The organism is Planctellipticum variicoloris (assembly GCF_030622045.1).
In the GTDB taxonomy this organism is placed as follows: domain Bacteria; phylum Planctomycetota; class Planctomycetia; order Planctomycetales; family Planctomycetaceae; genus Planctellipticum; species Planctellipticum variicoloris.
Window position 1 is genome coordinate 4,886,025 of record NZ_CP130886.1, and the last position, 19,644, is coordinate 4,905,668.

General features: G+C 64.7%; 16 protein-coding genes. 12 read left to right on the forward strand and 4 right to left on the reverse strand.

The genetic code is table 11. The features are described from left to right. The first annotated feature begins 28 nt into the window (after positions 1-28). From SH412_RS19005 to SH412_RS19060, 12 genes are all read left to right on the forward strand, one after another. The gene (locus tag SH412_RS19005) at positions 29-2,116 is read left to right on the forward strand and encodes a BatA domain-containing protein (protein ID WP_336519590.1); all 2,088 of its coding nucleotides are present in this window, start codon (positions 29-31) and stop codon (positions 2,114-2,116) included. Positions 2,117-2,153: 37 nt separating this feature from the next. Further along, entirely contained in the window at positions 2,154-4,517 is a 2,364-nt protein-coding gene (locus tag SH412_RS19010) for a DUF4175 family protein (protein ID WP_336519591.1), read from the forward strand. 45 nt (positions 4,518-4,562) lie between these two features. Next, a complete protein-coding gene (locus SH412_RS19015; RefSeq protein WP_336519592.1) occupies positions 4,563-6,041 on the forward strand; it encodes a hypothetical protein in 1,479 nt (492 codons plus the stop codon). A gap of 76 nt (positions 6,042-6,117) precedes the next feature. Continuing rightward, positions 6,118-6,987 carry a hypothetical protein gene (locus SH412_RS19020; RefSeq protein ID WP_336519593.1) on the forward strand — a complete coding sequence of 290 codons (870 nt, stop codon included), beginning with the start codon at positions 6,118-6,120 and terminating at the stop codon, positions 6,985-6,987. A gap of 58 nt (positions 6,988-7,045) precedes the next feature. Next, the gene (locus SH412_RS19025) at positions 7,046-9,610 is read left to right on the forward strand and encodes a glutamine amidotransferase (protein ID WP_336519594.1); all 2,565 of its coding nucleotides are present in this window, start codon (positions 7,046-7,048) and stop codon (positions 9,608-9,610) included. Between the two features lie 28 nt (positions 9,611-9,638). Further along, positions 9,639-10,541, forward strand: coding sequence for a hypothetical protein (locus SH412_RS19030; RefSeq protein ID WP_336519595.1), 903 nt, complete (start codon positions 9,639-9,641; stop codon positions 10,539-10,541). A gap of 112 nt (positions 10,542-10,653) precedes the next feature. After that, positions 10,654-11,511 (forward strand): hypothetical protein, encoded by an 858-nt coding sequence (locus tag SH412_RS19035; RefSeq protein WP_336519596.1) that lies wholly within the window; start codon positions 10,654-10,656, stop codon positions 11,509-11,511. A gap of 168 nt (positions 11,512-11,679) precedes the next feature. Further along, complete coding sequence (locus SH412_RS19040) at positions 11,680-12,099, forward strand: BlaI/MecI/CopY family transcriptional regulator (protein ID WP_336519597.1); 420 nt, start codon at positions 11,680-11,682, stop codon at positions 12,097-12,099. Positions 12,100-12,132: 33 nt separating this feature from the next. Then, a complete protein-coding gene (locus tag SH412_RS19045; RefSeq protein WP_336519598.1) occupies positions 12,133-14,286 on the forward strand; it encodes a M56 family metallopeptidase in 2,154 nt (717 codons plus the stop codon). A 56-nt stretch (positions 14,287-14,342) separates the two neighbouring features. Further along, positions 14,343-15,200, forward strand: a complete 858-nt coding sequence (locus SH412_RS19050; protein ID WP_336519599.1) for a hypothetical protein — start codon at positions 14,343-14,345, stop codon at positions 15,198-15,200. A 32-nt stretch (positions 15,201-15,232) separates the two neighbouring features. After that, positions 15,233-16,063, forward strand: a complete 831-nt coding sequence (locus SH412_RS19055; protein ID WP_336519600.1) for a hypothetical protein — start codon at positions 15,233-15,235, stop codon at positions 16,061-16,063. Then, positions 16,060-17,031 (forward strand): hypothetical protein, encoded by a 972-nt coding sequence (locus tag SH412_RS19060; RefSeq protein WP_336519601.1) that lies wholly within the window; start codon positions 16,060-16,062, stop codon positions 17,029-17,031. Before SH412_RS19055 ends, SH412_RS19060 begins: the two co-directional genes overlap by 4 nt. Positions 17,032-17,052: 21 nt before the next feature. Here the strand turns inward: SH412_RS19060 and SH412_RS19065 are convergent, their stop codons facing one another. From SH412_RS19065 to SH412_RS19080, 4 genes are all read right to left on the reverse strand, one after another. Then, positions 17,053-17,646, reverse strand: coding sequence for a hypothetical protein (locus tag SH412_RS19065; RefSeq protein ID WP_336519602.1), 594 nt, complete (start codon positions 17,644-17,646; stop codon positions 17,053-17,055). Beyond that, a complete protein-coding gene (locus tag SH412_RS19070) occupies positions 17,643-17,867 on the reverse strand; it encodes a hypothetical protein (protein WP_336519603.1) in 225 nt (74 codons plus the stop codon). The genes SH412_RS19065 and SH412_RS19070 overlap by 4 nt, the downstream gene beginning before the upstream one ends. Before the next feature lie 115 nt (positions 17,868-17,982). Further along, positions 17,983-18,171, reverse strand: coding sequence for a DUF542 domain-containing protein (locus SH412_RS19075; RefSeq protein WP_336519604.1), 189 nt, complete (start codon positions 18,169-18,171; stop codon positions 17,983-17,985). A gap of 11 nt (positions 18,172-18,182) precedes the next feature. Beyond that, positions 18,183-19,523 (reverse strand): Gfo/Idh/MocA family protein, encoded by a 1,341-nt coding sequence (locus SH412_RS19080; protein WP_336519605.1) that lies wholly within the window; start codon positions 19,521-19,523, stop codon positions 18,183-18,185. Between the last annotated feature and the right edge of the window lie 121 nt (positions 19,524-19,644).

Below are 19,644 nucleotides of genomic sequence, written 5' to 3' on the forward strand. Positions count from 1 at the left end.
CCGAGATCTGACGGAAAACTGCTGATCCATGCCTTCCTTTCTGCAAGCCGTGTTTCTGTCGGGACTGACCGCGCTGGCGGTGCCGATCCTGATCCATCTGTTCTTCCGTCTGAAGACGAAGCGGGTGGAGCTGGGGACGCTCCGTTTTCTGCGGATCGTGCTGGAGGAAAATGCGAGGCGGCGAAAAGTGATGCGGTGGTTTCTGCTGGCGTTGCGCATGGCGCTGGTGGCGCTGCTGGCCATGCTGTTTGCCCGGCCCTATTTCACCTCCGCCGCGACAGGAAGCGACAAGGAACTGGTCGTGGTGCTGATCGACCGGTCGGCGACGATGCAGTTGAAAGGGGAGCAGGGGCGGTTGATCGATCAGGCTGTGGCGGAGGCTCAGGACCTGATCGACCGGGCCGGCCGCGGGGCGCGTGTGGAGGTGGCGTTCTTCGATCATCAGGTGCATCCGCTGCGGAACCCCGAGACCGATCCGGAGGCCAGAGCGGAGTTGCCGCGACTGGCTGCGCCGCAGGAACTGTGGGGGGCGACAAACTACGGCGCCGCGTTCGGCTGGGCGCGCGACATTCTCATCAAGTCCACGGCAGTCTCCCGACAACTGCACCTGTTTACGGATCTGCAGCAGTCGGGTTTGAACTGGACCGAAGTCGAGCCGTTGCCCGCAGGGACGGAGGCCCATCTGCACGATCTGGGGCGGGCCGTGGTGAACAATCTCGCCGTGACAGAAGTCCGCGTGCCGCGCACGTGGATCCGCCCCGACGAATCGACGCGACTCCAGGCGGCGCTGTTGCACGGAGGAAGCTTTGCCCAGCAGGAGGTCTCGGTCGTGGTCGAAATCGGTCGGGCGCCGACGGCGGCCCTGACGACCGGAGCCGCGGAGAAAACGACGGAAACTGCCACGGATTTTTCGAAGTTAGTCGGACGAATCACCCTCCGGGAGCGAGTGAAACTCGAACCGGGAGCGACTGTATTGCTGGACTTCGACCTGCCGGAACTGGAGGCCGGGCTGTGGCGGGGGCGAGTCTTCATCGAACACGAAGATGACTTGCCATTCGACAATGAACGATACTTCGCCATTTCCGCCGCTCCGCCGTATCGAGTCCTGGTCGCCTCCGGTCAGCAGGCCGGAAACCCGCTGCTCAGCGAGACTTACTTTCTGGAGGCCGTCCTGCGACTGGCGCCGCCCGGCGAAATGTACGCCGCCAGCCCATTCGCCCCGGACGCCGTCTCGCTTGATGGAGGCGGACGTCTGCCGACCCTGGACGACTACGACGCGGTGATCCTCGCCGACGTGGCGGGATTGTCCCACGACGAGCTGTCGCGGTTGTCGAGTTTCGTCAAAGCCGGGGGTGGATTGCTGGTCTTCACGGGAGAACTCGTGACGCCCGCTACCGGTGACGCATTCCGGGCGGCGGGACTGGATGCGGGAACGATCGGCGAGCCCCGCTGCGCCCGCGATCTGCCGTGGCGGCTGTCGCGCTGGGACGAAAAGCATCCCATCTTTCAGCCGATGAGCGATCCGCAGCACGGCGACCTGCGGCGCTGGAAGTTCTCAACATGCACGCCGATCGAACCCGCGGCCGATGCCCAGGTTCTCGCAGAGTTCAGCTCAGGGCTGCCGGCGATCCTCGAACGGCAGGTCGGCGAGGGACGGGTATTGTGGGTGACGACCTCCTGCGGTCGGCGGTGGGGCGACTGGAATCTGAGCCGGATGTACCTGCCCACGATTCATCAGTTGCTGGGCTACGAGGTTGGACTGGCGCAAGGCGGACGGGTCCGTTCGCAACTGGTCGATGCGGGCGAACCGGAGGCCGGCGCCGCTGCAGTTGCGGTGACATCCGGGGATCTGCCTGGGATCCGGCAGTTTCCACGATTTGCGGCAGTGACCAATGTCAGTCCGCGGGAGTCGGAAACGGAACGGTGCTCGCAGCAGGACTTCGAGGATCGGTTTGCGGTGCAGTTCCTGGACGAAACTGGAACGGCTGACGCCGGCGCGGAGGCGGCGCCGGCTGGCGTCGAATTCCAGCAGGATGAGCTATGGCCGTGGGTCGCCTGCGGCCTGCTGTGCGTCCTGCTGCTGGAAGGATTTGTCGGGAATCGCACAACGGCGTAGCGGACGAGATGGCCGATTCGTTGACGGGAGTCGAATCATGATCGCAGCAGCACCAGCGGCGCCGCAATTTCTGGACCGCTATCGATCCGTATCGACGCATGCGTTGCGAGTTCGGCTGGCGCAGATCGTGTGCGGCGTTCTACTGATCGTCGCCGCGGGCTGGGGACTGCTGGCCTGGGCGGATTTCGCATGGGAACTCGGACGGCCGCTGCGGATCGCCGGGCTGATCGCCATTGTCGTCGCGGCGGTCGCATACGCAGGCCATCAACTTCTGGCGCTCGTGGGCGAATGGCGCCGGCCGTCGACGGCAGCGGACATTGAAGACGCGTTTCCGGAACTGGGTCAGGCGGTGCGGACGACGGTGCAGTTTGGGGACTGGTCGGAAAGCCGGGTCCAGGCGGAAGGGATTGCGACGACGCTGGTCGCCGCGCTCGCCGAGCGGACCAACCTGCAGACGCGGCCGTTGATCCTGGAAAAAGTCGTCCCGACCCGGACGTTGTGGCTGATGGCCGGGGTGCTGGTCACTGTCTCCGCCCTGTTGGCGGGGGCCGCCGTTGCGAGCTGGGAATGGCGTACGGCGCTGCAGCGATCCTTGCTGGCGGAGTTCCCCTACTCGGAACTGGCGGTGCTGCCTGGCGATGTGACCGTGGACGAAGGAGGCGCCGTCGCTGTCACGGTCCAGGTGACGGGGCGAAATCGGCACGGCATCGTGCTCAATACGCGATCGTCGAGTCATCTCGACTCGACCTGGCAGGAACGGGTGCTGGAGCCGTGGAATGACACGCCACCTTCGGGAACCGGGGAGCAGCAGGCCGTGGGCAGTTCGGACGACGTCCCGCCGACGTCCGTGGCCGCTGCTCCCGGCTTCCCTGACGATGCCGGGCGGCCGCAGGTCCGTCAGACGGCGAGGCTCGACCGACTCACCCGGGAGCTGGAATATCAGGCGAGCACGGGCGACATCTTCAGTCCGATCTACCGGATTTCGCTGCGCAGGCCATTGAAGGTGGAGGAGCTGCAAGTGGAGCTCACGCCGCCGGAGTACACCGGTCAATCGACGAGCACGGTGCTGGACGGCAATCTGAGCGTGCTGCAGGGAACGCAGGCGAGTTATCGGATTCAGTTCGACAAGCCGGTGAAGTCTGCGTCGCTGGAATTCGCGTGGCGTAAACGACTCGCTGAGGACGGCTCCGCCGCTCCCCGCGAGGTCCTTTCGCTGGAGTTCCCCTCAGGCGACGACGAACTCGACCGTCGCACCGGCCATGCGGCGATTACGCTCAACGAGGACGCCAACTTTCGAGTCGTTGCGGACGCTGCGGACGGGACGCGGCTTCCGGAACAGTGGTATCGGATCCGCGTGCGCGAGGACCAGCCTCCGGAGATCTCGTTCGAGTCGCCGGCCGACGCCGTGGAAGTTCACTCGCTGGCCGAACTGCCGATGCGAGTGCGCGTGCAGGACGACTATGGCCTGACTCAGGCGGGCATCATCTTTCAGGTGAATAACGAGCAGGAAGTCCCCCTCGTCCAGGAAGATTTTGCGGTGGTCGCAGCCGCGGCCAAAGAAGTCGAGACCACCGGCAAAGTCAGTCCGACGACGCGCACGGCCCTGGAACGGCTGCTGCCGTTGGAGCACTTTGAGCTGACGCAGAAGGACAGCGTCATGTACTTCGCCTATGCCGAGGACAATCGGCCGAACGCGCCGCAGCGGACGGAGACGGACTTGCGGTTCATCGACATCCGCCCGTTCAAGCGAACGTACCAGGTCTTCGACCCCGACCCCATGAACGGCATGGGCGGCGGGTTCTCGCTCAAGTCGCTGTCGGAGCTGATTCAAAGGCAGCGTTTCGCCTTGAACCGGACGATACAAATCGAAAAACGCGCCGCCGCGGGACGCCCGTCCGACGCCAACGCGATCGATCAGTTGATGCAGTATGAAACGGAACTGGCGAAGAGCACGCGAGACACGGCCCTGGGCCTTGAGTCGCGGGGCTTCGACGATACCGAACTGTTCTACCAGGCGGAGGCAGCGATGCTGCAGGCTGTCGACTCGCTGTCGGTCGGCAAGTGGGAGAACGCAACGCTGCAGATGCGGGACGCGCTGAAGTTCCTGGTCGAGCAACGGGACCTGGCGGCGCTCGGAATTCTCAAGAACCCCGATCCGGCGCGGGTGGCGGCGATCCGCGCCTTCGACAGGATGCAGGCGCAGAAGCTGCGGCGGCCCAAGACGGACAAGGAAGAAGCCAAGGAGCTGATTCGCCGGCTGGAGGAACTGGCCGGCCTGGAAACGGCCGTGTCGAACACGTTGAAGTCCAGCACGACTGCTTCCCCCGCCAAGTCAGACGAAGAACAGCCGCCGCCAGAATCCGAGGCCGAGAAGCCGGAAGCAGCCGTCCCGCAGAATTGACGCAGTCGTCAACCCGATCAACGCCCCCCAGAGTTTGAGACCGCCATGCGCATCACTCCCCTCCCCTTCTTGATCGTCCTGGGGTCGATCTCTGCGTCGCTGGCGCAACCGGAGTCGCCGGCATCGAACGGACCGGCGGTGCCATCACGGGACGAGCTGCGGGATCAGCAGCTCGACGCGACGCTTGAGGCCCGCGACATCGAGCGGATTCTGACGCGGTTGAAACGAGCCTCTGATCTGTCGAAGGAGCGCATCGCCGAGGCCGCGAAGGTCGCCGAGTCAGCCTCCGCGGCGATCGAGCGGGGAGACTCGAAATCCGCCGAAGATGAAGCGCGGCAGGCGGCCGAGATGTTCCGCGAAATTGCACGGCAACTGGAGGCGTTGTTGCAGGAGGAAACGCCGCCGAAAGTCGCGGCGGCGCGGAATCTGGCCGAACAGCTCTCGGCGCTGGAGCGGCAATTTGCCAAGGAGTTTCCGGGGGCCCTGAATTCCGAATCGAGCGGCGGCAAAGGGAAGGTGGATCCAAAATCCGTCAACCAGACTCGTGGACAGGGTGAAGGATCGCCGCCAAAGGCCGGGGAGAAGTTGACGGAGAAGACCGAAGCGGGAGGGGGGAAATCGGCGGAGAAGGGCGACCGGGGCGAAGGCCAGCCCGCAGCCGGTGACAGCGGCGACAAGGAACGGAAAGACGGCGCCGGCGGTGGGGGTGGGGGTGAAAACAAGGAGCAGCGGAAGGAGCCTTCCGGCGGCGGGACAGCAGACGTTGGGATGACAGAGGACGAGCAGCGGCAGGCCCTCGCCGCGAAGGCCGCAAAACTGGCGGAGACGGCTCGAACATTGCAGGACGTGCTGCGGTCGATTGCGGAGTCGACGGAGCCGGGAGATCAGGAGATCGCCCGCAAGGTCGCGGAGATCATCAAAGAGACGCAACTGGACCAGACGATTGCGGGCTTGAAGCAGGCGGAGACCCGCATTCGGGGCGGAGCCCTGGAAGAAGTCCGTCTGGCGGCGCTGGACGCCGCCGATCGACTGGAGATTGCCGGGCAGCGGCTGGACGCGGCTTACCAGGCGATTGTGGCGCCTCAGGCCGAAACGCTGATGCAGATCGAGCGGCAACTGGCGGAGCTGCGCGACCGGCAGCAGGAGTTGAAGACGCCGGCGCAAGTGGCGGCCTGGCATCGAGACGTCAGTCAACTGCTGCAGCAGCTCGAAGAATTGCATCCTGACAGCGAGAAGCGCGAACTGCTGCTCGAAGCGTTTCAGAAGGCGGGCTGGGGGACTCCGGCGTTTCAGCAGGAGGTCCGGAGGTGGAACCTGGACGGAGGACACTTCGTCCTGCCGCAGAACTATGACCGCCTGCTGGCTCAGGTGCAGGACGAGCTTCAGGCGCGCATCCAGTCGCTGGTGCTGTCGGATCTGACGTCGATCGCCGACGAGGCGACGCCCCCCATGTATCAGGATCTCGTAGAGCGATACCTCAAGGTCCTGTCGCAGGAACGCGGCGGACCGAAATCGGGTCGTTAGACATCTCGCGGACTGCAGTCTGTTTCGTGCTGAGAGTCCTGTGGTTGCGGGTTTCCCAATGACAGATCGACCGAAGATGAAGTCAGACGGACGACTTCAGACGGCAGCTCGCAACGCGATGATCTTCATCGCGGGGTGGACGTTGTCGGCGGCGGGCGTTTCCGCCGAGGAACCGGATCCGCAAATCGTGAAAGCGCGGCGTGAACGCCTCGAGTTCATGAAAGCAACGCTGGATCGCGTCGTTCTGGAGACGACCGACGACCCGCCGCGCCGGATGATCGCGACAGAGCATCCAGTGTTGCGCTACACGAATCCCGTAGCTTCAGCGCACGGCGACGGGGCGACGTTTCTGTGGCTTGACGGCCCTCATCCGGCGGCGGCCGTCAGTCTGTCATTTCGCGATTCGGGGGACCAGTGGTGGGAACTGACTTCGCTGTCTGACCAGCCTCTGCAGGCGACGCGCGACGGCGCTCGGGTCTGGGCTCCGAGGACTGCCAATCGGAAGTTCGATCGTCTCCCCGATGCCCCGGCGCCCGCTGAAAGTCCGACCGCGAGACTGACGCAATTCCGGGCGCTGGCCCGGCGGTTTCAAGTGGAGTCCGCCCGGGAAAACCAGTGGCAGACCGACCGGTTGCTGTCGCAGCCGCTGTTGCGGTGGAGCGACGCGGAACATGGAGTTGTCGACGGTGCGCTGTTTGGATTCTCTGAGGGGACCGATCCGGTCCTGTTGATGACGCTGGAGGTTCGTAGCGATGCCGGGACCGGCGAGAACCATTGGCACTACCTGCTGGGCCGGATGACGTCCTGGCCGATGAGGGTGAAGTTCGATGACCGGGAAATCTGGTCGGTCATTCGCTACTGGAGGAACCCTCGCAGCCCAGAGGATTCGTATCTGGAAGCCAATCTCGGTCCCTATCCGCCTGCAGAAAAGTCGTTAACGCCGTAAGGGCTGCCAACCTCCCCGACTCATTGATCACTTCGAACGCTCTCACTCCGTGGATTTCATGATCGCCACTCTGACACTGCTGACTCCGCTGACGCTGACCGCGGTCCTGCTGCTGGCGGGCGCGATCCTGGCCGGCTTTGGCCTGCTGCGCTGGTGGACCGGGCCGCCCGCCGGGGCGGCTCGCCGGTGGGGACTGCGGGGACTGCGGACGGCTTCCATCGCCACGCTGATCCTGATCCTGCTCAATCCGTCGAACGTCACGCAGACGCCCGGACCGATCGAGCGCCCCGACATCTTCTACCTGCTGGACACGTCGCAGAGCATGTCGGTCGGAGACAGCGAAACCCGCTTCGATCACGCCGTCCGCCTGATGCGCGAAGCGGAGCAGATCGCCGGAGACACCCCGCACGCCGCGCGAAAGCTGTTCCGTTTCGGGCATCGCCTGACAGCGATCGACGACGTCTCGCAACTGGGACTGGCCGATGAGGCCAAACTCGCCGCGGGCCATTCGACCAAAATTCGCGCACAGAGTCCGCGCGACGGGACGTCCCGGAAACCGTTGCTGCCGACCGATTCCGACACGCAGCTCCTGACTGCGTTGCGTCAGGTTTCCAGCCGCTTCGGCCGCCGCCCTCCCGCCGGGATTGTAGTCTTCTCCGACGGTCGAGCCCGCGATGAAAGCGGCGTCGAGCCGCTGGCCGAACAATTCGCCAGGCTGAAGGCCCCCGTGCATGTCGTCCCTGTGGGGGATCTGGGGCGAGGGGGCGACGTCGCGATCGTGGCGGTCGTGGCGCCGCCGAGAGTCCGGCGATTCACCGAGGTGGAAGTCCAGGTCTTCCTGCGCAGCTACGGGTACGAGGGCCGGCGCTGCGAAGTCTCGTTGACCGCTCCCGGCGATCCGGAACATCCGGAAGTGGACCGCAAACTGGCTCCCCCGGTCCCGATCACGCTCCACGACGGATTTCAGTCGGTCGGACTGAGCTTTCGGTCGGATGCCCGGACCCGGAAGCTGCAGATCGACGTGTCGACGCAGCCGGAAGAAGTCTCGACGGCGAATAACCGGTTTCAGACGGAAGTCGGCATCGACCGGACCAAGATCCGCGTGCTGTACGTCGAAGGAAGCTCGCAGCCGCTGCAGCCCGTCCAGCGCGGCGCGAAATACGAAGTCCGCGGCCCCTACTCCGATCTGCAGCAGGCCCTGATTGAAGACGAGGATATCGAATGCGTCGTGCTGGCGTCGGCTGGCGGACAGGGCCGGCTGACTCGGGTCACAGACGCCGGCGGCATCACAACCGCACGCGGGTTCCCGGAGACCGTGGCTGAGCTGGCGGCGTTTGACGCCATGATCCTGAGCGACGTCGCCGCGGACGCATTGACGGATCAGCAACTGGTATGGATTGAGAACTGGATCGGCCAGCGCGGCGGCGGCCTGCTGATGGTCGGCGGCCAGCGGAGCTTTGCATCCGGCAACTGGGATGGGACTCCGCTTGCGCAGATGCTCCCCGTCGATCTGCGACCGGACGCCGACTGGATGCCGGGGACGCAGGTGGAAGTTCGCCCCGCCCCTGCGGCCGCCGCCCATCCCGTCTGGTCGATTGTGACCGACGCCAGGCAGAACGCTGAGATCCTCGCGGCATTTCCGTCGTTCTTTGCCGCCAATCGCTGGCTCGGCGTCAAACCCCACCTGACAACGGTCCTGGCGACGCTGACGCTGGACACGGGCGCACAGAACGAGCCGAGTCGATCGCTCGTTCCGGGATCAAGTCCGGACGTCGCCCCCGCGGGCCAGCCGGCGATCGTGGCGGGGCGCTATGGCCGCGGGCGGACGATGGCGATGGCAATGCCCATTACTCCTCCGTGGGCGAACGACCTGCTGACGAAATGGGGCGACGGCGACCGACGCTACTACGGGAAGTTCTGGCGCAACACGATCTACTGGCTGACGGAGAGTTCTTCCATCGGCCGTCGCCGGCTGGTCGTCAGCGCCGACAAGAAATTCTACCGGCCGGGCGAACCGATCCGGCTGACGGCTTCGGCCTTCGACGAGGCCGCGACCCCGACGGGGAACTACCGGATCACGGGGATGATCGAGCCGCAGTCTTCACTGAGCGAACTTGAGTCGAACGACTCGCCGATACGCTGGCCGGAAGGGAAGCCGCGCGAAAGCGGCGAAACGGGTCCCTTGATCGCCTGGGGCGAAGAGTTCGAGCTGCCGCGTGCCGATCTGTCGGACGGACGTCCGGCGTTCGCGCTGACGCTGCCGGTCGCCGACGCGCTGCTCGTCGGGTCCGCCAGCCAGTCGTTGCGGATCGAAATGACGGCGATGGAGGACTTCACGCAAGTCGACAGCACGTCGCTGGATCTGCAGATCCTTCACGATCCGTTCGAACAGCAGAATCCGTTCCCCAATCACGAACTGCTGGAACGGCTGGCGAGCGGTTCGGGAGGCCGGATTATTCGCGACAGCAATCAACTGGCCGACGTTCTGAAGGATGTAACCCTGACCGTCGGAGCGCCAGTCATCCATCAGTCGCCCATCTGGAGCACGTGGTGGCTCTGGACGTGGCTGCTCGGGCTCCTGACCGTCGAATGGCTCTGGCGACGAATGGTGGGGCTCGCCTGACAGCGGCTCAGTCCATTGAGGAACGGCAATGCACCGGACGATCGCTCTCACACTTCTGCTGCTGGCAGGAACTGACGGCAACGCCGTGCCGGCTCAGGACAATGCCCCTGATGCTGCGCGCGCCGTCGACACAACAGAGACCGAAGCGGACTCCGCCGAGAAGATCAATTTCTATCGGCAGCGACTGCAGGACCACCGTCTCTTCACGGCCGATCGTCCGGATCGCCCCTGCCAACTGGTTGAAACTCCGCTCATGCGCTTCGACAACCCCGTCAGTCGGATCGGAGACGGGATGCTGTTTCTCTGGACGGACAACGGTCGTCCAGTGGCGGCGTTGAAGAGCTACTACAATCTGCCGAACGGCACCTGGGGCCGGACGTTCGTGTCATTGGCGACTCAGCCGCTCGAACTTCGGGTGGACGACCAGCCTGCCTGGACGCCGAAGACAGGGAGCGTCGAGTTCAAGGTCCTGCCCGATGTCTCCTCCCCGGCCGAAAAGCCAGGCGCCCGACTGGTCCAGATGCGGACGATCGCGCGAGAGTTCCAGGTCGTGGACAACTGGGGCGTCAAGAATCCGACCGACTGGCAATTGCGGCTGTTGCCCGCGCCGCTGTACCGCTATGAAGCGCCCGACGAAGGCGTCATCGACGGGACGATTTTCGGCTACGCGCTGTCTGGCCCCGAAGCCTTGCTGCTGCTGGAAGCGCACCAGACCGATGCGGGCCTGGCATGGCGCTATGCGGCGGCGCGCTGCACTCGCTTTCAGGTCACATTTTCCCGTCGAGACGCACAACTGACGGCCTTTCCACGCCTGGACGCCTGGCCCTCGACGGAAACGTACTTCCATGTTGCCCTCCCGATGACCGGCTACCGGTTCGGCAATCCGTTTGGGGGAGCCGGTTCGATCGATGCTAAGGGCGCCAACCGGTAGTTCTTGCGACCCGGATCCGGCGGAAGCACCACAGGGAGATTGGCTCCCGCCGACTGAACGAAGAATTCGTCACACCACGGTCCACCGCGAACCAGTTGCCAGGAGATCTTTGATGATGACCCGCAGACTTTCCACTCGGCTGGCGCATCTTTTTGCCGTGGGGCTGGCGGTTCTGCCAGTCGGCGGCCTGTCCGGCCAAGAAGCCCCGCCGCCGGAAGTCGACACGCTCGCAGCAAAGCGGTTCGCACTCATGCAGGACAGAATCAAGCCGGTCGTCATCAGCTCCGACGAAGCGGATTTCCCGGAACGGCTGAGCCTGCAGCCGGTCTTCCGATACAGCGATCCCGTCCGCCACTACGTCGCGGCGGCAGTCTGGAAACTTGGGGAACAAGGACGGCCGAAAGCGCTGATTACGACCGAACTCCATCGGCAGTACTACGGCCAGCCTCGCATCGTCTACGAATTTCTGTCGCTGTCGCCGACCGCCTTCTCGGCGACGTCACCGGACATTCGGTGGTCTCCCCAGGAAACCGGCCTGAGGTTCAAGCCGATCCCGGACGCGCCGGCTCCGGAGGAGACGCCGCAACGCCGCCTGCTGCAGATCAGGGCGCTCGCCCGACAATTTGCCGGGACGGAAAAGGTGGGCAAGGAGAAAGCCGAACTCCGTCTCCTGCCTCAGCCGATCGATCGTTACACCCCTTTGTCGACCGACCGTGCCGACGGCGCCATTTTTCTGCTGGCGTTCGGCACGAACCCCGAGGTCGCCTTGCTGATCGAATCTGACGGCAAAACCTGGAGTTACGCCGCAGGCCGGCTGACGGGAGCATCTGAAGTCCAGTTGACGTTCGCCGGAGAACCGGCATGGGTGGGAGACCCGGTCAAGTACGGCTCGAATCAGCCGTACACGGCGTCCAACTCGCCGGCGAACATCCCGGGCGTCGGGCCGGACGGGGCGGAGATCGGCGAATGAACTCGGCTTGCCGGACGTTTCGACGCGAATCCGACGACGAAGGAGTCTGCAGTCTGAGATTGAAGAATTCGAGGAACAAATCCGCTTGAGGTGTAGACGCAGTGTCTGTACATTGGCGATAATCTTCCGTTGTCACTCTTCTCCATTCCGGAACCGGTGAACCCGAATATGGCCCGAACTTCGAAAGACATCACCGACGCCGAACTCTCCATCCTGCAACTGCTGTGGGAGCACGGAACCGCAACCGTCCGCACGCTGACGCCCGAACTGTACGGCGACCCGTCGCCGTCATTGTCGCTGTACGCCACCGTGCAGAAACTGCTCCAGCGCCTCGAAGCCAAGCAGTGCGTCGCCAGAAACCGCAAAGTCTGGCCGCACGAGTTTACGGCCACGCTCAAACGCGAGGAATTGATCGCCCGCCAGCTTCAGACGACGGCGGACAAGCTCTGCGAAGGCGAACTCGAACCGCTGCTCACCTGCCTGGTCAAGGTGCATGGCTTGTCCGCCGCCGATCGGCAGTCGCTGCGAGGATTGCTGGATGAGCTGGACCGAAGTCCGAAGAAGAAGAAAAAGGCTCCTCCACAATAGTCCGACTTTTCCCCGCAGCCAGAGGCCCCATGCATGATGTCGCTCGTCTGCATCGCCGCAATCAACGCGCTGACCGTCCTGCCGCTCGCGGTAGCGGCCGCGATCGTCGGCCGTCGCGCGCAACGACCGGCTCTCACTCACCTGCTGTGGGTGCTGGTCCTGGTCAAACTCGTCACCCCCCCGCTGTTCCACCTCCCGCTGGAGTTGTCCTTCCCCTCCGCGATTGCAACGTCCCCGGAACAGTCCCCCGACTTCCCATCCGCAGTCCCCGCCGCCGCGCCGACGCCTGCGATCATTCTCGATCCGCTGATCGACGTTCGGACGGAATCGATCGACCCCGAACTGCAGGTCAATCAGCCGCCGGAACTCGGCACATCCCGGGCGGTTGCCGCCGAGTTCAACCCGACTCGCCACGCGGCCGCGGCTGAGCCTGGGATGCTCCAGCAGTTTCTGGCTCGATCCCGGAACCTTGCCGGCTCCGCCGCCGCGCTCTGGCGATCCCGCCCCGACCTGCAATTCCTGCTGCTGGGAATCTGGCTGACAGGGACTGTCGCCTGGTTGCTCCGGCAAGTCGTCCGGACGATCCAGTTCCGCCGGCGCGTCCTCCGCGAGACCATCGCACCCGCCGAACTTCAGGAACAGACTGCCGAACTGGCGTCGCGCCTGGGGCTGCGCCGCTTTCCGACGGTCCTGGTCGTCGACGCGGCGATTTCGCCGATGCTGTGGGGCTGCGGCAGCCGGGCCAGGCTGTTGTTTCCGGCCGAGCTGGCGGAGCGGCTGGACGACGAGGCCCGCGGCACATTGCTGGCGCACGAACTGGCCCACTTCAACCGGGGCGATCACTGGGTACGTCTCCTGGAGCTGGTGACGACGGCCCTGTTCTGGTGGCACCCGGTCGTCTGGTGGGCGCGCCGTCGGATCGAAGAGTCCGAAGAAGAATGCTGCGATGCCTGGGTAGTGCAGAAATTCCGCGAGACCCCGCGCCGCTATGCGGAAGCGCTGCTCGACACCATCGACTTCCTGTGCGAATCGCGCGAACTGCTCCCGCCAGTCGCCAGCGGACTCGGACAGGCCCCCTTCCTGCGACGCCGGCTGGCGAAAATTCTGGAAGGTCGGACATCCCCCGTGGCCTCTCGACGCGTGCGGGGAGCCGTCGCCGCGGCAGCCATCGTGTTGCTGCCCATGCAGCCATTCGTGTTTGCGACCCCCGACCTGCAGCGCACGCCGATCACGCTCCTCGCGACGCCGCGAGATTCAGAGAATGGACTTCGCGAATTCAGCGGAACGACTCCAGATTCGCCGGGCGATGCCGGCGAAGCCGCGCCTCCGCGTCAGGGATCTGAACCCCCGGCGGCGCAGCCGGACGCCCCTGCAACACGTTCGGCAAAGACGCGCTCGCGGGCGGCGCGCGGCGAAAAGGTCTGGGCCACCGCGGTTTCTCCCGACGGGCGGTACGTCGTCCGGACGTCGACCGCCCGTCGCATGACGCTGACTGACCTGAAAACCGAACTCGAAAGTGATCTGTCCAATCGCCAGATCACCGGGCTCGCCTTCAGCCCCGCGGGCGACTGGTTCGCAACAACCGGCCAGGACGGGGCCCTCGTCGCCTGGGACTCCGCACGCGGGGTTCCCGTACAAACCGTGCTGACCCACGGCGACAGCCTGCAAACCGTGGCGGTCTCGCCCCAGGGGACGATCATCGCCGCCGGCGGACGCGACGGTTCCGTCCTGCTGATCGACGCAGTGTCCGGCGAGCCGATGATCGATGTTCCTCGTTTTCCGGCGTCCGTCAATTGCGTCCGATTCTCGCCGGATGGTCGACAGCTCGCGGTCTCGGTCGGCGACTGGATGTCGAGCGGCCCTCGCGAAGTGGTTCTGCTCGACGTCGATACGGGAAGGACGCGAACGACGCTGCGCTGCAGTTCCGCACCAGGCGCAGTCGCCTTCGCCAGCAATGACGAGCTGATCATCGGACTCTGGAACGGCGAAACCCAGCTCTGGAATCTGGCCCGCCGGACGCTGGTCGGGACCGCCGACGCCGACAAGAGCGTCGTCGCCACCGCCGCCTTTTCTCCCGACAACCCGTCCCTGAGAGAAGTCGTATTCGTCGGCGAGCACGCCCTCCAGGATCCGCTCCGACGCGACGCCGGAAACTTGCCGACTGCGCTATTCGATCTGTTCCAGTGACCGACCGCCAACGTCCCGGATTCCGATCTGTTGCGCAGTAAAAGTCGGGTTTGACCATGAACCTCCGCCCGCTCGCCCTGCGAATCGCAATCCTGCTGGTTGCCGCCGCCGTCGTTTCGCCCCGATTTCTCGCGGCGCAGAACGCCCCCCCGAACAGCGCGGCCAGCGAGCAGCAGAACGTTGAAGCAGCCCTCCAGGAGACCTCTGCCGCGGCGGCCCGGTACGACTTTCAGACCCTCGACGACGACCGACCCCTGGTCCTGCGCCAGCAGCCGATTCTCCGCTGGTCCAATCCCGAAGTCGGACAGATCTACGGCAACGTCTTTCTGTGGACCCAAGGAGGCCGGCCGCGAATCATCGGATCGCTCTTCCGATGGTTTTCCCCGCACACCCACACGTCGCACGAATTTCAGTCGCTGTCGACGACCCCGGTGACTGGCAGTTCCGACGGCGCGTCGCCCTGGAAGACCAGCGATCCCGGCGTCGTCTTTGCTCCCGTCCCGGAGGCGGGGGACGTGGCGGAAGAGGCGGCCCGGCGGCTGCTTCAGATGCGGGAACTGGCGCGACAGTTCGCCGTCCAGTCGACCGACCGCGAAGGCCAGAAGTTCGAATTGCGCCGTCTGGCGCAGCCGGTCTATCGCTACGAGGTCGAACAGACGACGACCGATCTGGTCGACGGCGCGCTGTTCGCCTTCGTCCGTGGCACCGATCCGGAAACCTGGCTGCTGCTGGAAGCCCGACGCACCGACTCCGGGTCGGCGATCCGCTGGGAGTACGCACTCGCACGCATGAACAGCATCGCCTTCTCCGCCACGCACAAGGGGCGGCAGGTCTGGCAATGCGAGGTCATGCCCTTTCCGGAAGTCGGGGCCCACGAGTCGACTTACACCAGTTTCCTCTTCCGTCGGCCCTGACCGTCCCGCGCGAGTTCTGACAGGAAATCACCATGCGACTGGCAACCCGGTCTTTCCTGTCTATCGCGTTCCTGACGGCGTCCGCCGTGGTCGCACAGGATGCCGCCGAAACCAGGGCCGTCTCGCCCCTGCGGAAGCTGATGGACGAATCGCTGGCGTGGAACGAATTGCTGACGAGCGAAGACTCCGCCGAGCCGATGACCGTCCGGGTGGTCATGCGCTGGGCGAACAATGCGCGCGGGTCGGAAGACGGGCTGACGATGCTGTATCTCTCGCAGGGCCGGCCCGAAGCGGTCTGCTGCGTCTACCCGTGGGACAACAAGCTGATCCACGAATTCGATTCGCTGTCGCGTGGGACGTTCGTCGCGCGACGTGACGGGGGCGTCTTCTGGCGACCGGCCAAGCCCGGGCCAGTGTTCAAGCCGGTCCCCGGCGCCGACGCCCCCGCCGATTCCCCCGCCGCCCGTCTGCGGCAGATGAAAACCCTCGCCGGCCAGTTCTCGTCGACCATGCTCGGCTGGCGCGCGAATAAGAGCGACCGGGAAGAACTGCGGATGCTGCCGCAACCCCTCTATCGCTACGAGAGCCAGCGGAGCGACGTTCTCGACGGCGCAGTCTTTGCCTTCGTCCAGGGGACCGATCCGGAATCGCTGCTGCTCCTGGAAGCGTTTCAGAAGGGGAACGGCTTCGAATGGCAGTTTGCGTTTGCCCGGCGGACCTCCGGCGAGCTGGAAGGGCGACACAAAGACGCCGTCGTCTGGCACGTTCCCGGATTTCCCGAAGGCAAAGATCCCCTGGGGACGCACTTTGGAATCGGCCGCGCGTTCGATTCCAGCGTAAACATCGATCTGGAGAAGAAATGATCCGCCGCCAATGCCTGCTTTTCATGGCCCTGTCGTGCGTCGCCTGCCTGTCGTGGTCCCGCCCCACCGACGCGCAGGAGGCCTCCGCACCGCGCGACGCGACGGCGAAGACCGCTGAGCCCGGCACGCGACGCGTGCTGATCGTCTGCGGCCTGAGCGGCGACGAACCGCATCACACGTTGTTCGCCGAAACACTGGTCAAGCTGCAGGCCGGCCTGTCCGCCCGGATGGGCATCGCCTCGGACAACATCCGCCTGCTGTTCGGCGACGAACCGAACGACGCCGATCCCCGCGAGATTCAGGACGCCGGCCTGTCCACGCGGGAGGACCTCGAAAAAGCCGTCGCAGAAATGCGACAGACGTTGAGCCCGCACGATTCGCTCTGGGTGTTCGTCCTGGGACACAGTCACTACGACGGAACCCACACCTGGCTGAATCTGCCCGGTCCGGATCTGCACGAAGGAGACTTCGCGAAACTGTTTCAGGGCGTCGAGGCGGCCGAGCAGGTCTATGTGATCGCCACCCCGGCGAGCGGCTTCTTCATCAAGCCGCTGTCCGCCAAGGGGCGAGTGATCATCTCCGCCACGGAAGCCGACTGGGAGACGAACGAGACCGAGTTTCCCCTGCAACTGGCCGCCGCGCTGACGGAGGAGATCCCGCTCAAAGAGTTCGACGCCGATTCCGACGGCATGCTGACGCTGTTCGACCTCTACATCACCCTCAACCGCCGGCTGGCCCAGTCGTACCTCGACCGCCAGTTCCTGGCGACCGAGCACCCGCTGCTCGACGACAACGGCGACGGCCGGGGCAGCGACCTTCAGATCGACTACCTCACCGAAGACCAGGGAGGTCGAGTCCGGCCGGGCCGGGCGCTGAAGGTCGCCTATCGACCTGGCGGCGATGGAGAGCTGGCGAAGACGATCCGGTTGCGGGATCTAGAGATTGGTGCGGATGCGACGAATCGCTGAGACTTGTTGGATCAGTACTCTCTACAGCCTGCCGCTTGCTTCAATTGCTGCAATTCTCAAGAACTCGTCAATGATTCGCTGCTCGCGGCAGACGATAACATCATCGTCGCCGGAGCCAATGTAGGCCATCGGCTGAATGTCATCCATTTGCTTCCAGAAGCACTTCTGCACTGGATAAAGCCAGTCTAAGCCTGACCGCTCCCAAGTCGGCTCGAAGGATTCTGCCAACTGCCGGGGATCTGCCAGATTGAAGCCTCCAATCCCCACGAATCGTTCAAGAGCCGGGAGCGACGATGGAAGTCGTTCAAACACATACCATTCGTCGTAGCAGTCGCACGGTATCTCCAGGCCGGCACTCAGAGGCGGACTGAGCATGACTCGATCGACGACATGCCAGCCGAGCGCCAGTTCCTCGGGAGTCGGCTGAATGTTGCCGCTGTCGAACGTTGCGATTCCGAGCCGTTGGCCGGCAAACACTTCATTAACAAACCGGGGCAGTCCACGGACATTTTCGCGACACAAAGCCCAGTACCAAGTGCCATGCTGCCCGCAGAAGATCGGTGAGTCCCATCGCATCGTCGCGTTCCAGGAAGACGAGAAACCCGCCCGGTTCATGCCGGCGGCTCCCCAAGCAGGTGCAGCGCACTGGCCCGCAGCAGCGACACCGACTCGCTCCATTCCACGAGCGAGTCCAGCCGCTCCCGTTGCGGATTGGTCAGCTCGCCGCGCGTATTGGCGTCCATGAGCTTCTGCAGCTCGGCGTCGACATGCGACGGCAATCGCAGATGCGCGATCGCCTCCACCAGTTCGACAGGGGCTTCGACGGTCGCCGACATGGAACACACTCCGCAACGGTTGGAGAACTCTGAGTCCATCGTAATCGCGGCCGGTGGCAGGTGTACAAGGTTTTCACGACGTTCGACGGGGCAACTCGGAGCCAAAGAGCCAGCGCTACACGGCCCCAACCACCCGCCGCAGCTCCGCCAGCACCACCGCCGGATCAATCCCCGCCTGCCGGCAGACGTACTCCAGCGACTTCCCCGCGCACGTCGCGTCGATGCCGAACTGCTCGAAGACCATCAGCGCGGCCGGGTGCTCCAGCACCCAGTCGACCACGCTGTCCTCCAGCCCGCACTCCATCCCCAGCCCCCCTACACCGTCTCGAATCCCGAGCGCTGTTCCCGGCTCTGATGCGGGTTCGCCCGGGCGGCGTGCTCGCCGGTGAACTGCTCCGCGGCGGGGTCCCACGTCAGCTTGGCGCCCACCCGCATCGCAATGTTCCCCAGGTGGCAGAGACTCGCCGAGCGGTGCTGGCTGACGACGTCCGAGATCGGCGTCTTCCGCGACTTCGTGCAGTCGTAGAAGTTCCCCATGTGGTTCTTGATCGCATCGATCTTCCCCATCCGCTCCGGCCGGGCCGTGTTGTCGTAGCCGTAGAGCTGAAACGCCTCGCGCGGCAGCGGCTTCGTCGCCAGCTCTTCGACCGGCTTGCCCGCAATCACGCCCCGGTTGACGAACAGCCGGCCGCCGGTCCCTTCGAACATCACCCCGTTGCGATTGTGATCGCCGCGGGGCGAGTCGAGGACTTCCAGCTCGACGCCGTTCGCGTAGCGGTATTTCGCGTGGTAATCGACCGCCACGTCGTAGCCGTTGGGAACATCGGGGTACTTGGCGGTCGCTTCGATCTCCACGGGGCCGGAATGCTGGGCGCCGATTCCCCACTGGGCGATATCGAGGTGATGCGCTCCGGTGTCGGTCATCTCCCCCCCTGAATAGGCGTACCACCAGCGGAACGTGTAGTGCGACCGCTCCGGGATATAGGGGACGTCGGGCGTCTGCCCCTGCCACAGATTCCAGTTGAGTTGCTTGGGAATCGGAGCGGTCTCGAACGGGCCCCCCTGCGTGTTCTTCCCCATCAGCACAGTGACCTTTTCCAGCTTGCCGATTCGGCCGGCATGAACCATCTCCACCGCCTGCCGGAACCGGGCGTCGCTCCGCTGCCACGAACCGACCTGCACGACTCGGCCGGTCTCTTCGACCACCTTGCAGAGCAGTTTCCCTTCGTCGATGGTCAGCGTGAGGGGCTTCTCGCAGTAGACGTCTTTGCCCGCCCGGACTGCGTCGAGGACCATCTTCGTGTGCCAGTGATCCGGCGCGCCGATCAGGATGACGTCGAGCTTCTGCTTCTCCAGCATGTCGCGATAGTTTTCGTAGATCGCCGCCGTGCTGCCGAAGCTGGCGCGGGCCTGCTCGCGGACGTTCTTGTCGACGTCGGAAATCGCCACGACATCGCCGTACGGGAGCGCTTCGCGAGTAATCACCGAGCCCTGATATCGCATGCCGATGCAGCCGATCCGCCAGCGTTCGTTGGGCGAGGTCGGCTCGGTCGGTTCCTGGGCCGACGCAACATGCACGAAGGGACCGAGGGCGATGGCCGCCGAGGCGAAAGCAGTGCTCTGCAGGAACTGACGACGGTGCGGCTGCGCGGGCATGGCGAAATTCCCGAGGCTGAAGTTCAGGGCGGGCAGGTCAGCAATGGTTTACGCGGTTGATTGTCGCCCGCGGCGGCGGGGGTCTGCAACCTGCGAACGAAAATCCGTCCGAACGCCAATC

Excerpts from the sequence above, each read along its gene's own strand:
- SH412_RS19070 (WP_336519603.1), bottom strand. The coding sequence starts at position 17,867 with ATGTCGGCGACCGTCGAAGCCCCTGTCGAACTGGTGGAGGCGATCGCG.
- SH412_RS19035 (WP_336519596.1), top strand. The coding sequence starts at position 10,654 with ATGATGACCCGCAGACTTTCCACTCGGCTGGCGCATCTTTTTGCCGTG.
- SH412_RS19010 (WP_336519591.1), top strand. The coding sequence starts at position 2,154 with ATGATCGCAGCAGCACCAGCGGCGCCGCAATTTCTGGACCGCTATCGA.
- SH412_RS19030 (WP_336519595.1), top strand. The coding sequence starts at position 9,639 with ATGCACCGGACGATCGCTCTCACACTTCTGCTGCTGGCAGGAACTGAC.
- SH412_RS19080 (WP_336519605.1), bottom strand. The coding sequence starts at position 19,523 with ATGCCCGCGCAGCCGCACCGTCGTCAGTTCCTGCAGAGCACTGCTTTC.
- SH412_RS19015 (WP_336519592.1), top strand. The coding sequence starts at position 4,563 with ATGCGCATCACTCCCCTCCCCTTCTTGATCGTCCTGGGGTCGATCTCT.
- SH412_RS19055 (WP_336519600.1), top strand. The coding sequence starts at position 15,233 with ATGCGACTGGCAACCCGGTCTTTCCTGTCTATCGCGTTCCTGACGGCG.
- SH412_RS19005 (WP_336519590.1), top strand. The coding sequence starts at position 29 with ATGCCTTCCTTTCTGCAAGCCGTGTTTCTGTCGGGACTGACCGCGCTG.
- SH412_RS19045 (WP_336519598.1), top strand. The coding sequence starts at position 12,133 with ATGATGTCGCTCGTCTGCATCGCCGCAATCAACGCGCTGACCGTCCTG.
- SH412_RS19060 (WP_336519601.1), top strand. The coding sequence starts at position 16,060 with ATGATCCGCCGCCAATGCCTGCTTTTCATGGCCCTGTCGTGCGTCGCC.
- SH412_RS19020 (WP_336519593.1), top strand. The coding sequence starts at position 6,118 with ATGAAGTCAGACGGACGACTTCAGACGGCAGCTCGCAACGCGATGATC.
- SH412_RS19040 (WP_336519597.1), top strand. The coding sequence starts at position 11,680 with ATGGCCCGAACTTCGAAAGACATCACCGACGCCGAACTCTCCATCCTG.
- SH412_RS19025 (WP_336519594.1), top strand. The coding sequence starts at position 7,046 with ATGATCGCCACTCTGACACTGCTGACTCCGCTGACGCTGACCGCGGTC.
- SH412_RS19075 (WP_336519604.1), bottom strand. The coding sequence starts at position 18,171 with ATGGAGTGCGGGCTGGAGGACAGCGTGGTCGACTGGGTGCTGGAGCAC.
- SH412_RS19065 (WP_336519602.1), bottom strand. The coding sequence starts at position 17,646 with ATGAACCGGGCGGGTTTCTCGTCTTCCTGGAACGCGACGATGCGATGG.
- SH412_RS19050 (WP_336519599.1), top strand. The coding sequence starts at position 14,343 with ATGAACCTCCGCCCGCTCGCCCTGCGAATCGCAATCCTGCTGGTTGCC.